The sequence below is a fragment of the Ruegeria lacuscaerulensis genome, from assembly GCF_013034745.1.
Lineage (GTDB): Bacteria > Pseudomonadota > Alphaproteobacteria > Rhodobacterales > Rhodobacteraceae > Ruegeria > Ruegeria lacuscaerulensis_B.
In genome coordinates, this window is the sequence record NZ_WQGP01000004.1 from 107771 (window position 1) to 120022 (window position 12252).

General features: G+C 60.7%; 19 protein-coding genes. 13 read left to right on the top strand and 6 right to left on the bottom strand.

The genetic code is table 11. The features are described from left to right. The first annotated feature begins 191 nt into the window (after window positions 1–191). Genes GOV79_RS09015 through GOV79_RS09030 form a run of 4 tightly spaced genes read left to right on the top strand, consistent with a single transcriptional unit; the run spans window position 192 to window position 2934 of the window. On the top strand, window positions 192–647 hold the full coding sequence (locus tag GOV79_RS09015; protein WP_170772876.1) for a RidA family protein: 456 nt from the start codon (window positions 192–194) through the stop codon (window positions 645–647). Continuing rightward, a complete protein-coding gene (locus GOV79_RS09020; RefSeq protein WP_170789535.1) occupies window positions 644–1411 on the top strand; it encodes a glycerophosphodiester phosphodiesterase family protein in 768 nt (255 codons plus the stop codon). The genes GOV79_RS09015 and GOV79_RS09020 overlap by 4 nt, the downstream gene beginning before the upstream one ends. Window positions 1412–1456: 45 nt before the next feature. Beyond that, window positions 1457–2644, top strand: coding sequence for a GNAT family N-acetyltransferase (locus GOV79_RS09025; RefSeq protein WP_170789536.1), 1188 nt, complete (start codon window positions 1457–1459; stop codon window positions 2642–2644). Beyond that, window positions 2641–2934 (top strand): 4a-hydroxytetrahydrobiopterin dehydratase, encoded by a 294-nt coding sequence (locus GOV79_RS09030; protein WP_170789537.1) that lies wholly within the window; start codon window positions 2641–2643, stop codon window positions 2932–2934. Before GOV79_RS09025 ends, GOV79_RS09030 begins: the two co-directional genes overlap by 4 nt. Here GOV79_RS09030 and GOV79_RS09035 read toward each other — a convergent pair. The 4 genes from GOV79_RS09035 to GOV79_RS09050 form a co-directional block, all read right to left on the bottom strand. Further along, entirely contained in the window at window positions 2931–3242 is a 312-nt protein-coding gene (locus tag GOV79_RS09035; RefSeq protein ID WP_170772872.1) for a hypothetical protein, read from the bottom strand. The genes GOV79_RS09030 and GOV79_RS09035 overlap by 4 nt on opposite strands. A 28-nt stretch (window positions 3243–3270) precedes the next feature. Then, on the bottom strand, window positions 3271–3618 hold the full coding sequence (locus GOV79_RS09040; RefSeq protein ID WP_170789538.1) for an EF-hand domain-containing protein: 348 nt from the start codon (window positions 3616–3618) through the stop codon (window positions 3271–3273). 10 nt (window positions 3619–3628) lie between these two features. Then, complete coding sequence (locus tag GOV79_RS09045; RefSeq protein ID WP_170772870.1) at window positions 3629–3874, bottom strand: glycine zipper 2TM domain-containing protein; 246 nt, start codon at window positions 3872–3874, stop codon at window positions 3629–3631. A 100-nt stretch (window positions 3875–3974) separates the two neighbouring features. Further along, on the bottom strand, window positions 3975–4460 hold the full coding sequence (locus GOV79_RS09050; protein ID WP_170755218.1) for a peroxiredoxin: 486 nt from the start codon (window positions 4458–4460) through the stop codon (window positions 3975–3977). Between the two features lie 99 nt (window positions 4461–4559). Here GOV79_RS09050 and GOV79_RS09055 point away from each other — a divergent pair, with 99 nt between their 5' ends. From GOV79_RS09055 to GOV79_RS09070, 4 genes are read left to right on the top strand one after another with little or no spacing between them, the layout of a single operon-like run. After that, the gene (locus tag GOV79_RS09055) at window positions 4560–5771 is read left to right on the top strand and encodes an NAD(P)/FAD-dependent oxidoreductase (RefSeq protein WP_170789539.1); all 1212 of its coding nucleotides are present in this window, start codon (window positions 4560–4562) and stop codon (window positions 5769–5771) included. Beyond that, window positions 5768–6328: a 16S rRNA (guanine(966)-N(2))-methyltransferase RsmD gene (gene rsmD / locus GOV79_RS09060; protein WP_170789540.1), complete on the top strand. Its 561-nt coding sequence runs from the start codon at window positions 5768–5770 to the stop codon at window positions 6326–6328. Before GOV79_RS09055 ends, rsmD begins: the two co-directional genes overlap by 4 nt. Then, on the top strand, window positions 6321–6956 hold the full coding sequence (locus GOV79_RS09065) for an HAD family hydrolase (RefSeq protein ID WP_170789541.1): 636 nt from the start codon (window positions 6321–6323) through the stop codon (window positions 6954–6956). The genes rsmD and GOV79_RS09065 overlap by 8 nt, the downstream gene beginning before the upstream one ends. A gap of 25 nt (window positions 6957–6981) precedes the next feature. Next, window positions 6982–7167, top strand: coding sequence for a hypothetical protein (locus GOV79_RS09070; protein ID WP_170772864.1), 186 nt, complete (start codon window positions 6982–6984; stop codon window positions 7165–7167). On the opposite strand, the gene map is transcribed toward GOV79_RS09070, so the two are convergent. Continuing rightward, a complete protein-coding gene (gene map, locus GOV79_RS09075) occupies window positions 7155–7967 on the bottom strand; it encodes a type I methionyl aminopeptidase (protein ID WP_170789542.1) in 813 nt (270 codons plus the stop codon). The genes GOV79_RS09070 and map overlap by 13 nt on opposite strands. Window positions 7968–8214: 247 nt before the next feature. Here map and GOV79_RS09080 point away from each other — a divergent pair, with 247 nt between their 5' ends. Further along, complete coding sequence (locus tag GOV79_RS09080) at window positions 8215–8577, top strand: hypothetical protein (RefSeq protein WP_170789543.1); 363 nt, start codon at window positions 8215–8217, stop codon at window positions 8575–8577. Here GOV79_RS09080 and sfsA read toward each other — a convergent pair. After that, complete coding sequence (gene sfsA / locus GOV79_RS09085) at window positions 8574–9284, bottom strand: DNA/RNA nuclease SfsA (protein ID WP_170789544.1); 711 nt, start codon at window positions 9282–9284, stop codon at window positions 8574–8576. The genes GOV79_RS09080 and sfsA overlap by 4 nt on opposite strands. Window positions 9285–9335: 51 nt before the next feature. Between sfsA and GOV79_RS09090 the strand changes: the two genes are divergently transcribed. From GOV79_RS09090 to GOV79_RS09105, 4 genes are read left to right on the top strand one after another with little or no spacing between them, the layout of a single operon-like run. After that, window positions 9336–10058 carry a competence/damage-inducible protein A gene (locus GOV79_RS09090; RefSeq protein ID WP_170789545.1) on the top strand — a complete coding sequence of 241 codons (723 nt, stop codon included), beginning with the start codon at window positions 9336–9338 and terminating at the stop codon, window positions 10056–10058. Beyond that, window positions 10055–10762, top strand: coding sequence for a GNAT family N-acetyltransferase (locus GOV79_RS09095; RefSeq protein ID WP_170789546.1), 708 nt, complete (start codon window positions 10055–10057; stop codon window positions 10760–10762). Before GOV79_RS09090 ends, GOV79_RS09095 begins: the two co-directional genes overlap by 4 nt. 15 nt (window positions 10763–10777) lie before the next feature. Next, entirely contained in the window at window positions 10778–11350 is a 573-nt protein-coding gene (locus tag GOV79_RS09100; RefSeq protein ID WP_170789547.1) for a peroxidase-related enzyme, read from the top strand. After that, window positions 11347–12249, top strand: coding sequence for an OmpA family protein (locus GOV79_RS09105; protein ID WP_170789548.1), 903 nt, complete (start codon window positions 11347–11349; stop codon window positions 12247–12249). Before GOV79_RS09100 ends, GOV79_RS09105 begins: the two co-directional genes overlap by 4 nt. The last annotated feature ends 3 nt before the right edge of the window (window positions 12250–12252 follow it).

Sequence of the window (12252 nt, forward strand, 5' to 3'; positions counted from 1 at the left end):
CAAATAGATTGAAACACTCAGCGTGTAACCCGGACAAGTGGTCAACGTAAAGTGACCCAACTTCAACAGTCCCGAATAAGAGAAGTTATGCTTACTGCGCGGGCAACCGTAAAACTGCCGGTTTCATGCTTTTCGATCCGCGCTATCCCGGTTAGCGTCCGTCCGAGTCGAATTTAGTTGAGGAGTATCACATGAGCATCGCAGCCAAACTGGACAGCCTAGGCGTCACCCTGCCGGACGCACCTGCGCCTGCCGCCAACTATGTGCCCTTCGTGCGCGTGGGCAATATCGTCTATGTCTCGGGCCAGATCTCGAACGACGGCACGATGATCACTGGCAAGCTGGGCGACGACATGGATGTCGAAGCGGGTGCCGCGGCGGCCAAGGTCTGTGCAATCAACCTGTTGGCGCAGGTCAAGGCGGCCTGTGGTGGCGATATCGACAAGCTGGTACGCGTGATCAAGCTGACCGGGTTCGTGAACTCGACCGCAGATTTCACCGCGCAGCCGCAGGTGATCAACGGGGCCTCGGATTTTCTGGTCGAGGCGCTGGGCGAAGCGGGCCGCCACTCGCGCTCGGCTGTAAGTGCCGCTGCGTTGCCGCTGGGTGTAGCGGTCGAGATCGAAGGCATCTTCGAGGTCGCATGATACCTGCCCTACCTGATGTGCTCTTGCAGGCCCCGATTGCGCATCGAGCCCTGCATGACCTCTCGGACAACCGCCCGGAAAACAGCCGGGCGGCCATTCGCGCTGCAGTCGAGGCCGGTTACGGGATCGAGATCGACCTGCAACGCAGCCGCGATAACCGGGCCATGGTATTTCATGACTACGACATGACACGGCTGACCGGCCGATCCGGTCCGATCCAGCAGATCACGGCGGATGAAGCGCAAGCCACGCGGCTTTTGCACGGCGAGGACGGCATTCCGACCTTCGACGAGGTGTTGCAGATCGTTTCGGGCAAGGTCCCGCTGTTGATCGAGCTGAAGGATCAGGATGGGGCGATGGGCCCTAATGTCGGCCCGCTCGAGGCGGATACGGTGCGCGCGTTGCAAGGCTATGACGGGCCTGTGGCGCTGATGTCGTTCAACCCCAACTCGGTCGCTGAACTGGCACGGCTGGCACCGAATCTGCCGCGTGGGGTCACCACCTGTTCCTACCAGCCCGAAGTCGAGCATTTGCCGCATGCGGTTTGTGACCACCTGCGCGACATCCCCGATTTCGATCGGGTGGGGGCCGGCTTTATCAGCCATGAGGCCGCAGACTTGTCGCGCCCCCGCGTGGCTGCGCTGAAGGCGCAGGGCGTGCCGATCCTGTGCTGGACCATCCGCTCGCCCGAACAAGAGGCAGAGGCCCGCAAGGTTGCCGATAATGTGACCTTTGAAGGGTATTTGGCCGCCCGCCCGGGTTGAACCCTACCCCATCCGTCACAGATAAAGACAAGACGCGGAGGGCACATGGATCAGGCGCAAATCGAGGTTCGGGTACTGGGGTCGCTCTCGCAAATCCCTGCGGCAGAGTGGGACAGCTGTGCCTGCCCCGAGGCTGCGGATGGTGGTCGTCCAATGGACCCGTTTACCACGCATCGGTTTTTGTTGGCGCTGGAAAATAGCGGCTCGGTCGGGCGGGGCACGGGTTGGCAGCCGCAATATCTGACCGCTTATCTGGACGGGATGCTGATCGGGGCGGCACCGATGTATGCCAAGTCGCATTCTCAGGGCGAGTATATCTTTGACCACAACTGGGCGCATGCCTACGAAAATGCGGGTGGGCGCTATTACCCCAAGCTGCAAATCGCAGTGCCGTTTACGCCCGCCACGGGGCGACGGTTTCTGGTTCGGCCGGGCTATGAGGGCGTCGGGCTATCGGCCCTCGTACAAGGTGCGGTGCAACTGGCGGCGGATAATCAGGTCTCATCCATCCACGCGACCTTCTGCACCGAGGCCGAGGCCGAAGCGGGTGAAGAAATGGGTCTGATGGTGCGCCATTCGCAGCAGTTTCACTGGCTGAATGATGGCTACTCGGAATTCGACGGGTTTCTGGCGGCGCTCTCGTCGCGCAAACGCAAGAATATCCGCAAGGAGCGCGCGCAGGCCTGTGGGTTTGGTGGAGAAATCCGCACGCTAACCGGTGACGACTTGCGGCCCGAACATTGGGACGCGTTCTGGCGGTTCTATCAGGACACCGGCTCGCGCAAATGGGGGATGCCATACCTGACACGTCAATTCTTTGACATTGCCCATGAAACCATGGCCGACGACATGGCGCTGGTTCTGGCCGAGCGTGACAGATACCCGATTGCCGGCGCGTTGAACTTCATCGGACGCGAAACGCTTTATGGCCGCTATTGGGGCTGCGTCGAGCACCATGCGTGCCTGCATTTCGAACTGTGCTATTATAGGGCGATCGACTTCGCCATCGCGCAGGGTTTGTCTCGGGTCGAGGCCGGGGCGCAGGGGGAACACAAGCTGGCCCGCGGTTATCTGCCAACGCGCACGCACAGCCTACACTGGGTCAACGACCCTGGCTTTGCGGACGCGATCCGAAAATATCTGGACGCCGAGGCCCACGCAGTGGGAGAAGAGATCGAGATTCTGACGGATTACGGCCCGTTCAGAAAAGCGAACCCGGAGGAACAGCAATGACCGAACTTTTGTCGACCGAAACGCGCGGCCCCCTTCTGGACCCGTTGTTTCAAACCGGCTGGACCATGGTTGAAGGCCGGGATGCGATCACCAAGACCTTCACGTTCAAGAATTTTGTCCAGGCCTTCGGCTGGATGACCCAAGTGGCCATCTTTGCTGAGAAATGGAACCATCACCCCGAATGGTTCAATGTCTACAACAGGGTCGAAGTGATACTGTCCACCCATGATGTGGGCGGTTTGTCGGCGCTGGACGCCAAGCTGGCCCGCAAGATGGACAGTCTGGTTTAACCCCGGTCGCTTGCCGAGCCGACGCCACCCGCCAGCGAGGCGGCAACGCCCATTTGACGGAACTCATCCGGCGTGACGGTGCCGCTGCTGACGTCGATATTGCCGGGGATGCGCGTCGTGCGCAGGCCGTTCGACCGCACCGACCGCGCCGCCGGGTCAATATACAGACAGCGCGTATCATAGCAGGTCATCCCGCTGGTATTGATCTGAATCCGTTGCTGGCCGTCTGGTCCTGTCACAATCGGCGCCTGCGGCACGTCGCAAGCCGCTAGCAGACCCAGAACACCCAGCGATATCCATTTGTTCATCATACGCTCCTGTCGGGTTCGGGCGGCCCTAGTCCAACTGGCCGTTCCCGTCTTTGTCGGCAGACGTGAAGTCGTCGTTCATCTGCGCATCGAACTCTGACCGAGAGATAATGTTATCCTGATTGCGGTCAACGCTTTGGAATTGCTTTATGTCCAGAAAGGGCTTGGCTTCGTCTAACCCCAGAGTGCCGTTCTTGTCTTCGTCCATCGCCTGAAACGCATAGTCGGAAAAAGCGTTGAACTCATCCTTGGACAGAAATCCATCGTTGTTGGCGTCGATGGCTTTCAATTCATTCTCATGCAGCTCTGCTACCGTTTCGGCCGCAACGGACCCAGCCAAAAGGGTCAGGCCAAGTGTCAAAATCCCAAGTTTCATGATGTCTCCCTCAGCACGCGAATTTCTGACCTTCGATCCCGCCGACGGCAGCCCCTGCTGCTGTCAGGATCGTCTTGCCGGACCCGCCGCCAAACTGATTGCCGATGACGCCACCCAATAGCGCGCCGCCGACCGTGCCGCTAAGGCAGGCGATCTCATGTTGGCGGGCGGCTTGTTGTTGTGGTGTGGGGGCCGGGCCGCACGCGGCCAGTGCGCCTGCTGTGCCCAGACATAGGGTAATGGACTTGAGCTTCATAAAAGGACTCCCTGAACAACTAGGCCGAGTATTTGCCGTTCAGGGGTATCTATCAAGTTAAATAGGGCAAAGGCCCCGACAGAACCGGGGCCAAACCGGATCAGATGACGTCCAAAAGACCCTCACCAGCCGAGATTTCGCACGCGCCGGGGCTTTCTTCCAGGTTCAGCGCGGTGACTTTGCCATCCTCGACCAGCATCGCATAGCGTTTCGAGCGCGCGATCAGCCCGGCTGGCGGAGCGTCGAAATCCATGCCGATGGCCTTGGTGAATTCGGACGCGGCATCTGCCAGCATGGTCAGGCCCGCATCTGACGCGCCGGTGGCCTCGCCCCAGGCTTTCATCACGAAGGGGTCGTTGACCGACAGGCAGATGATTTCGTCCACGCCTTTGGCATCGAACTGATCCTTGGTGCGCATGAAGCTGGGCACATGGGCCGAATGGCAGGTGGGCGTGAACGCGCCGGGGACGGCAAATATCACCACTTTGCGCCCGTTTGTTTTATCGGAAATCCGGACCTCCTCGGGGCCTTCCGCACCGATCTGGGTCAGTGTGGCGTCGGGCAGCGTATCACCTGTTGAAATCATTTTTGTGCTCCTGTCGTTTGGATTTGCAGAGTCGGGCTTAGCCGCAATATAGGTGGTCGCGTGGAGGAGACCACGGGAATTCGACAGGGTGAGGGGAAGATGAGCCATATTGTCGTGATCGGTGCCGGGCAGGCGGGTGCATCGCTGGTGGCGCGGCTGCGCAAAGACGGGTTTGACGGGGACATCACCCTGATCGGGGCCGAGCCGCATCTGCCTTATCAGCGCCCGCCCCTGTCCAAGGCTTATTTGTTGGGCGAGATGGAGCTGGAGCGCCTGTTCCTGCGCCCCGAGAGCTTTTATGCCGAGAACAACATCACCCTGCGTCTGGGTCAGCGTGTGACCGCGATTGATCCGCAAGCCAAGACCGTGTGGCTGGGTGATGAAGTCATTTCCTATGACGAACTGGCCCTGACCACCGGGTCTGACCCCCGCCGCTTGCCTGCCTCGATTGGTGGCGATCTGGCAGGCGTGCATGTGGTGCGGGATTTGGCCCATATCGACGAGATGGAGCCGCGCGTGACCGACGGCGCCCGCGCGCTGATCGTGGGCGGTGGCTATATCGGGCTCGAGGCGGCTGCGGTTTGCGCCAAGCGCGGCGTCAATGTGACCTTGGTCGAGATGGCAGACCGAATCCTGCAACGGGTCGCTGCACCTGAGACCAGCGATTACTTCCGCGCGCTGCATTCCGGATACGGTGCCGATATCCGTGAAGGCGTCGGGCTGGACCGTCTGCTGGGCGAGGATGGCAAGGTGGTGGGCGCGGTTCTGACCGATGGCACCGAGATTGCCGTTGATTTCGTTGTGGTTGGTGTGGGTATCGCGCCCGCGACCCAACTGGCAGAGATGGCGGGGCTGGAGTTGGAGAACGGTATCAAGACCGACGCCCATGGCCGCACATCCAATCCGTCGATTTGGGCGGCAGGCGATTGTGCGTCTTTCCCGCATGGCGAAGGGCGCATTCGTTTGGAAAGCGTGCCCAACGCCATTGATCAGGCCGAGATCGTGGCCCAGAACATGCTGGGCGCGGCCAAGGATTACACTGCTACACCGTGGTTCTGGTCCGACCAGTATGACGTCAAGCTGCAGATCGCGGGTCTGAACACGGGCTATGACCGCGTCGTGACCCGGCAAGGTGAGGGCGCAACCGTGTCCTTCTGGTACTACAAAGGCGATCAACTGATTGCGGTGGACGCGATGAACGACCCTCGTGCTTATATGGTCGGCAAACGCCTGATCGACGCAGGAAAAACCGCCGATCCCGCCGTTGTGGCTGACCCGAATGCGGACCTGAAACCGCTGCTCAAAGCGTGAGGATTATCGCCGGAGATTTCCGAGGCCGAGCCCTGGCCTCGGTCGGCAAAGGCGACATGGGCGCGCATCTGCGGCCTACCACGGACCGGGTGCGCGAAAGCCTGTTCAACGTCCTCAGCCATCAGATTGATTTTGACGGGCTGCGTGTGCTGGACGTGTTTGCAGGCACTGGTGCGCTGGGGCTTGAGGCACTGTCGCGTGGTGCTTCCCATGTGACCTTCGTAGATGACGGGCGCGTGGCGCAGGGTCTGATCCGAAAGAATATCGACCTGACCCGCAGTGCAGACCGCACCCAGCTGATCCGACGCGACGCGACCCGGCTGGGTGAAAACACCGACGCGCCTTATGATTTGCTCTTCCTCGACCCGCCCTATGGCAAGTCGATGGGCCAGAAGGCCATCGCGGCTCTGACCCAAGGGTGGTTCGCGGACGACGCGCTGATTGTGTGGGAGGAGAACGCGCCGATGCAACCGCCCGAGGGGTTCATCCTGCAAGACGCCCGCAAATACGGCGACACGCATATCACTCTGATGTGGAAGGACCGCGCCGATGCATGATCTGGTCATCTTCGATTGTGACGGCGTTCTGGTGGACAGCGAAAGGCTGACCAATCAGGTTCTGGTCGACAACCTTGCACGTTACGATTTGCATGTGTCGCTGTCGGAATGCATGTCTCTGTTCGTAGGCGGCACCATGAGCGGCGTCCACCAACAGGCGCGCAACCTTGGGGCAGACCTGCCCGACGACTGGGTGGAGCAAATCTATACCGAGGTTTACGCCGCCTTGCGCGCCGGAACGCCTCTGGTGCCCGGTGTTCGGAACGTGTTGCAGCGGCTGGAGACCGCCAGTGTTCCCTATTGCGTGGCCTCGAATGGCCGCCCAGAGAAAATGCAGATCACGCTGGGCCAGAACGGGCTTTGGGATCGATTCAAGGACGTCATGTTCTCGGCCCAGGTAATGGGGACCGCCAAGCCGGACCCGACCCTGTTTCTGACCGCAGCGCGGCATTTCGGTGCTGTCCGCCCGGTTGTCATCGAAGACAGCGAAAATGGCGTCACTGCTGCGATCCGGGCCGAGATGCGCTGTCTGGCTTATGCCACCCATGATGACGGCGCGGGATTGTCCGCTTTGGGCGCCGAGGTGTTCACGCAGATGTCACAACTACCCGAGCTTTTGGGACTCTGATCGCCAAACATGCTAGGCTTGCCGCATGGATCGCGCATTACTCCCATTGTTCTGGGCACCCAAGCAGGATGCTGCCACAGACTCAGCCACCGGCCCCGAGCGTAAACCGCTGCGCGCGCCGGTTTTCATCCATGACGCCGTCATCCCGTGGCGGGACGAGACCCTGTTGCTGAAGCTTCTACGCGATCAGGCCAAAGATCAGGACGAATAGGTCGGGTGGAACATATCACCCGGCGACAGGGTGAAAATCTCAACCCCGTTTGCCGTCACGCCAACCGTATGTTCGAACTGCGCCGACAGAGACTTGTCGCGGGTCACAGCGGTCCAGTCATCGGCCAGCGTCTTGGTCTCGGGGCGGCCCAGATTGACCATGGGTTCGATGGTGAAGAACATGCCCTCTTCCAGCACAGCGCCGGTGCCGGGGCGACCGTAATGCAGCACGTTGGGCGGCGCGTGGAACACACGTCCCAGACCGTGACCGCAGAAATCGCGTACAACGCTCATACGGTGCGCTTCGACATAGGCCTGAATAGCGTGGCCGATATCACCGAAAGTGTTGCCGGGTTTAACCATCTCGATCCCCTTGAACAGGGCATCATGGGTCACTTGGATCAGACGCTCAGCCTTGCGGGGCAGCTTTCCGGCCACATACATGCGCGAGGTGTCACCGAACCAGCCATCCACGATGACCGTGACGTCGATATTCAGGATATCGCCCTCTTTCAACCGCTTGTCACCGGGAATGCCGTGGCAGACCACGTGATTGACGCTGATACAGCTGGCGTGCTGATAGCCCTTGTAGCCGATGGTTGCCGAGGTCGCGCCCGCGTCTTCGACCATCTGAGTGATCAGCCCGTCAATCGCGCCTGTGGTTTGGCCGGGAAAGACATGCGGAGCGATGTCATCCAATATCCGCGCAGCCAAGGCCCCTGCCGCGTGCATCCCGGCAAAGTCACCCTGTTCGTAAATGCGGATACCGTCCTTGGTCAGACGGCCACGATGTTCTTTCATCGGTGCGAGGCTCCAAATGTTTCGCGCAGCGCTCCTTTTACGCTGCTTGTGCAGAAAGTACCAGAGGGCGTCCGGTTGCGGCGGGATCGATGGTTCAGATGAGGCGCAAAGCCTGGAAATTCAACCTTCAGTATGGGTTATGATCTTAAATCATGGCGTGTCAAAAGTAAATTTGCGCGTGATCTTGTGATCTGCGCAAGTGCAGAAAGCCGGTACAGACATGTGTGGCTCGGAAAGGATGGTGAATATGAAAAAGGGTCTGATCCTTGCAGTTTTGACCCTTGTGGGATGTCGGGAAGAGGTTCAGATGCTGTCCGCGACCGATGTGGCCGCCCTTTTGGCGCAGGATCGGAGGATCACGTTCGAACGGTTTCACATCTCGGGCTCGGCGCGAATTGGCCGCGATGGCCAGTTCGCGGTGCTGGTGCCTCGGCTAGGGCAAGACACCGGCGCGTGGTGGCTGGAAGGCGATGCAATATGCAGTCAATGGGCCGCGTTCCGGCAGGGGGCAAAGCTGTGCGCGACGGTGGGCCGGACAGAAAGCGGTGGTTATCAGGCGTTCAGCCCCGACACGGGGTCTTATCTGGGCGACTTCCAAATTCTTGACTAAGGGCGACCGTCGACGTGCCAGATCTTGTCGGTGTCGACCCAGACCCCTTCGGGCGTGATCGTGGTACCGCAGATCAGCCGCTCGACCCCTTGTGCGGCCTCGAACGCGGCTGCATAGGCGGGGTCGATATCGGCAGCCAGAGCAAAGCGGTCGCAGTCGGTGCGTTGCACCAGATACAGCATGATCGCCCGGTGGCCTCGCGCTGCCGTTGCAGCCAGCTCTCCCAGATGTTTGGTGCCGCGCGCGGTCACGCTGTCGGGAAATTCGGCCAGACCGGGTTGGCGGGACAGGGTGACACTTTTGACCTCGACATAGGCATCGGGCAGGCCGGGTTGGGTCAGAAGAAAGTCGATGCGGCTGTTTTCGCCGTATTTGACCTCGGGCCGGATGGTTTCATAAGCGGCCAGCGCCGGGATTTCACGCCCTAGTAACGCCGCGCGCAGGGCCTTGTTTGGTAGCGATGTGTCTACCCCGGTAAAATGCCCATTTTCGTGGTCGACCAGCCGCCAGCCATATTTCAGCTTTTTCTTGGGGTCGTCATTGGGCTCCAACCAGATTTTCTGGCCCGGCTCGGCCAGACCCATCATCGATCCGGGATTGGCGCAATGGGCGGTTACTTCACGCCCGTCCTCCAGCGTGCAATCGGCCAGAAAGCGTTTGTAGCGGCGGATCAGGCGGGCGGGGACAAGAAGGGTTTCAAATCGCATGGCCTAGGGCCTATACCTGCCCCAACGGTCGATCAAGAGGGGGTATGCGCCATGGCCAATCCAACCGCTGCAATGCTGGTGATCGGAGATGAAATCCTGTCGGGCCGCACGCGCGATGCCAATATGCACTATCTAGCGGGCGAACTGACCAAACAGGGCATCGACCTGAAAGAGGTGCGTATCGTCAGCGATGACGCCCCGGCGATCGAATCCGCCGTCAAGGCGCTGTCTGACGCGCATGACCATGTGTTCACCAGCGGTGGTATCGGGCCGACCCATGACGACATCACCGCCGATTGCATCGCGCGTGCCTTTGACGCGGCCATTGATATCCGTGCCGACGCGCGCGCTTTGCTTGAAGCGCACTACAAGAATTCCGGGTTGGAGCTGAACCCGGCCCGCCTGCGCATGGCGCGCATCCCGGATGGGGCCACGCTGATCGACAACCCAGTCTCGACCGCACCGGGGTTCACGATTGCGAATGTGCATGTCATGGCCGGGGTGCCTTCGGTCTTTCAGGCGATGGTGGCCAGTGTGCTGCCCGGCCTGACCGGCGGCAGCCCGCTTTTGTCGCAGACCCTGCGCGTGCATCGGGGCGAGGGCGATATCGCGGGGCCGCTGGCAGCGTTGGCTGCGGATTTTCCCGATCTGGCCATTGGCAGCTATCCGTTTCAGATCAACGGGGCCTTTGGCGCGAATATCGTGGTGCGCGGCACCGACGGGGCGCAAGTTGATGCAGCGGTTACACGGTTGGCGAAAGAGTTCGAGCTTTGACCGATTGGGCCAACATCGTCGACGGCACATGGCCCGCCGCGCAGTACACGCAGCAGGGCCCGTTCCAACTGCGTCAAGGGCAGGGCGGTGGATCACGCGTGTCGGCGGCCAGCGCGCGAGGACCCGCGACCGAAGCACAGATCGACGCTGCCGAAGCCGCGATGCTGGCGATGGGGCAGAAACGCATCTTTTGCCTGCGACCGGGGGATGAGGCGCTGGATCAGCAGCTCTCGGACCGAGGGTACGACGTGCTGGACCCGGTCAACATCTACACCTGCCCCGTGTCGCATCTGACCGACATCCCTGTTCCGCGGGTGACTGCCTTTGCCATTTGGGACCCGCTGGCCATCATGGTCGAGATCTGGGCCAAAGGCGGCATCGGCCCAAAACGGCTTGCGGTCATGGAACGCGCGCCGGGTCCGAAAACTGGCCTGCTGATGCGCCGCGTGGATAAACCGGCCGGGACGGCGTTTGTCGCTATCCACGACGGTGTCGCCATGGTCCACGCGCTGGAAATCCTGCCGGAACACCGCCGTCACGGGCTGGGTCAATGGGCGATGCGAGCGGCGGCCTTCTGGGCGCAAGAACAGGGGGCGCGGACGCTCAGTGTGATTTGCACCAAGGTCAATGATGGGGCCAATGGTCTCTATCATGCGCTGGGGATGGAGATCGCCGGAGAATACCATTACCGTCAGCTTATCTAAGGAGAAAAACCTGACGTGACCGATCCCTCTCTGCCGACTGCATTGAACCTGCCGATGGTCGATCCCCTACCAGCGGAAACCCAGCGGTATTTCGATATCTGTGTGGAGAAGCTGGGCTTTGTGCCCAATGTGTTGCGGGCCTATGCCTTTGACATCGACAAGCTGAACGCCTTTACCACCATGTACAACGATCTGATGCTGGCCGAGAGCGGCATCACCAAGCTGGAACGTGAGATGATCGCGGTTGTCGTCTCGGCCATCAACAAGTGCTTTTATTGCCTTGTGGCGCATGGGGCAGCCGTGCGGCAGATGTCGGGTGATCCCCAACTGGGTGAGATGTTGGCGATGAACTATCGCGTCGCCCCACTGGATGCGCGGCAGCGGGCGATGCTGGATTTCGCGGCCAAGTTGACCCATGCCAGCGCTGAGATTGAAGAACCGGACCGCCAAAACCTGCGTGATGCGGGTTTCAGCGACCGTGATATCTGGGACATTGTCAATGTGGCCGGCTTTTTCAACATGTCGAACCGGGTCGCCAGCGCCACGGCGATGGTGCCAAACGACGCCTATTTCGCGCAGGCCCGATGATCCTGCGCGCGGGCCTGATATCGCTATGTCTGGCTGGTTCTGCGCTGGCGCAGGATGTGGCCTTGCCGTCGGGTTCGCGACTGGTCAGCGAACGAGTCAGTCCGCTGGACAGCTATGACTTGCCCACCGGCGGATTCGCGACTGGCAAAGTCCCTGCCCTCACAGTCGAGGGCCGCGTCGAGCGCCTGACATGGCGCCTGCAATCAGGGTCCAGCACCACGTTGCAGCTATTGGCCCCACTGCGTCAACAGATCATGGATCAGGGCTTTGACATCATCTTCGAATGCGAGGCGATCACCTGCGGCGGTTTCGACTTCCGTTTTGGAACCGAGGTCGTGCCCACCCCGGATATGTACGTGGCCATTCAGGACTATCGCTTTCTCTCGGCCTCCCGTGGGGATGAGGCGCTGAGCCTGCTGGTCAGCCGCAATCCGCCCGACGGATATGTGCAGATGATCCGTGTCACGCCCGTGGACGCGCCCGAACCGCCGCCTCTGGTCGTTGAGGAAACGGTGAAGCAGACAGACGGGCTACTGGACGCACTGGAACAGAATGGCCACGTTATCCTTGAAGACCTGCATTTCAGAACCGGTGAGATCACGCTGGGCGAAGGCCCGTTTCCTTCGCTGGCGCTGATCGCGTCTTATATGGCCGACAATCCCAACGTCCGATTGGCGCTGGTGGGCAATACCGACGATACGGGTACGCTCGAGGCGAACATTTCGGTCAGTACGGGGCGTGCGCAGGCTGTGCGCGTGCGGTTGATCGAACAGCACGGCGTTGCCGGAAACCGTCTTGAGGCGCGCGGCATTGGCTATCTGGCCCCCATGACCTCAAATGCCACGCCCGAGGGCCGCGACCAGAACCGCCGGGTTGAGGCGGTTCTGCTGGTGAACTGACCT